This is a genomic window from Ottowia sp. (genome assembly GCF_047975795.1).
Taxonomy (GTDB): domain Bacteria; phylum Pseudomonadota; class Gammaproteobacteria; order Burkholderiales; family Burkholderiaceae_C; genus Ottowia.
In genome coordinates, this window is the sequence record NZ_JBKEEE010000020.1 from 1 (window position 1) to 2287 (window position 2287).

General features: G+C 63.1%; 2 protein-coding genes and 1 pseudogene. All 3 read left to right on the plus strand.

Going from position 1 to position 2287, the window contains the following annotated elements; genetic code table 11:
- Positions 1 to 699: pseudogene (locus tag ACK5NW_RS02735) on the plus strand (hypothetical protein); the annotation flags it as partial.
- 21 nt (positions 700 to 720) lie between these two features.
- A complete protein-coding gene (locus tag ACK5NW_RS02740; RefSeq protein WP_416924818.1) occupies positions 721 to 1689 on the plus strand; it encodes a hypothetical protein in 969 nt (322 codons plus the stop codon).
- Positions 1689 to 2287, plus strand: a 599-nt coding sequence (locus ACK5NW_RS02745) for a hypothetical protein (protein WP_416924820.1), incomplete at its 3' end; no start/stop codon positions are given. The genes ACK5NW_RS02740 and ACK5NW_RS02745, both read left to right, overlap by 1 nt.

Consider the following 2287-nt stretch of genomic DNA (forward strand, 5'->3'; position numbering starts at 1 on the left):
ACCTATTTACCCGAGCAACAGGTAGGGGCTTGGCATAATCACGACACCGACGGCGTGTTTGAGTCGGTCGTGGTGGTGGCTGAGGGGCAGGACGATGTGCTGTATTGCGTGGTGCAGCGCACCATTGATGGCGCGCAAAAACGGTACGTCGAGTTTTTCAGGCCGCGCCACTTCGCCGATCAGGCGGACGCCTATTTTGTGGACTGCGGGCTGACGTACTCGGGCGCGCCTGCGGACGTGATTTCCGGACTGAGTCATCTGGAGGGCAAGGAGGTAGCTGTTCTGGGTGATGGCGCAGTGATGCCGCGCGTCACCGTCACAGGTGGGGCCATCACTTTGCCGCGCGAGGTCAGCAAGGCGCAGATCGGTCTTCCCTTCACTTCGGAGCTTCAAACATTGCCCTTGGCTTTTGAGGCGCAAGGGTTCGGTCAGGGGATGGTCAAGAACGTGAATCAGGCCTGGGTCAGGGTGTTTCGATCCGGCGGCATCTTCGTCGGTCCGTCGTTTGACAAGCTGGTGGAGGTCAAGCAGCGCAGCGACGAACCCTACGGCAGCCCACCCAGCCTGAAAACCGATGAGCTTCGGGTGCAACTGAACCCGGACTGGACGCGCGCCGGTCAGGTGTGTCTTCGCCAGGCTGACCCGTTGCCGCTTACTGTCACCAGCCTGACGCTGGAAACTTCGCTTGGGGGCGCTTAAATGGGGTTCAGTGCTTCACAAATGGCCACCATCGGCATGGCCGGGCAGATAGGCGGGGCGGCGACCTCTGCCGTGGGCGCTTACTACGGGCAGCGCGTCAACGAGATCGGCGTGCAGACCCAGGCGCAGGCCATCCGGCATCAGGCCAGCATGGATGTGGTCAATGCCCGGTATCAGGCTACTTCGCTGACCGGGCAGGCCGATCTGAACTATATCAACGCCCAGGCTGAACACAACGCCACCCTGGCCAGCGCCGATTTTTCGGTTCTGGCAGCTCAGGGGCAGGGCAACAAACTGCGCCAGCAAGCCGCCCTGAATGCGGCAAGCGCCGACGCGCAGGCAGATTCGCTTGGCATGTCCGCCGAGATGGATCGCATGAGCGCCCGCCTTCTGGAGCTTCAGGCGCAAAGCGAGCTTTTGCGCGGCGAGCGGCGCGAGCAATCCTCGAACCTGGAATACGCCCAAGTCAAGGGCAAGGCAACGGCGCGCATGGCGCGTGGCGGCATTGATCTGGGGCAGGGTTCGGCCCTGGCTGTGCGAAATTCCATTGACCTGAGCAAAGAGCGCGCAGCCATCGCCATCAAGCAAGACACCATGCTGGCGGCCTTTGGCAAGCGGGCACAGGCTACCCAGGCCAGCATGAGCGCGGTCATGAAGGTGCGGCAAGCACAGGCTGCCCGCAGCAATGCCGCGCTGAACACCAGCCTGGCGAACGTTGAGGCCAACTACCAACTCAGCACAGCCAACATCAACGCTGCCGCCACGCGCGCCCTGGCCGACGCCGGGCTGCTCAGTGCGCAGGCGTCGCGCACCTACCAGACCACGATGGCGGGCGTCATGGTGGACAACGCCAGCGCCGCGAGCCTGGTGACGGCCAGCATGGCCCCGACCTACAGCGGATCGGCTGGGGCCTCGTTCTTCAGCTCGCTGCTGTCTTCTGCGCCGGGTGTGGCGCAGTCCTGGTATCAGTGGCAAAAGGTGAGCAAGTAATGGGCAGCATCAAAATTCCATCGTTCCCCGCTGTGCAGGCGCGCGGCGGCATGCTCACACCGCAGATGCCAGGCGCTCGGGGCGACCCGACAGCCACGGCGAGGCTGGCTGCTCAAAGCCTGGAGCCCTACAACCAGATGGGCCAGGCCATGCAGCAGCTTGGCTCTTTGGGGGTGTCCATCGCCACGGAAATGCAGCGCGAGGTCAACCGCGCGCAGTTGCTGGACTTCCAGAACAAGGCCCAGCGCGCCGGGCAGGAGCTGACGCTTGGTGTTGGCGACGAACCAGGCTACCAGTCGTTCAAAGGACAGTCTGCCCTGCTGGCCGGTGCCGACGGTGCCGATTTGTCGTCTCAGTACGGCAACAAACTCAAAACCCGCCTGGATGATCTGGCTTCCAATCTAACCACCGATGCTCAGAAACAGGCCGCCGCCGTATGGCGCGAGAGCTTCGAGGCCGATTTTGGCGGTCGGGTGCAGGCCTACCAGCAGGGCGAATTCGAGCGCTTTCAAGTCTCCAACGAAAGCGGAGCCATTGAGATCGGCATCAACAACGCCACCGCCGACTGGCGCAGCGATGAGGCGGTGCGCAACGCCAT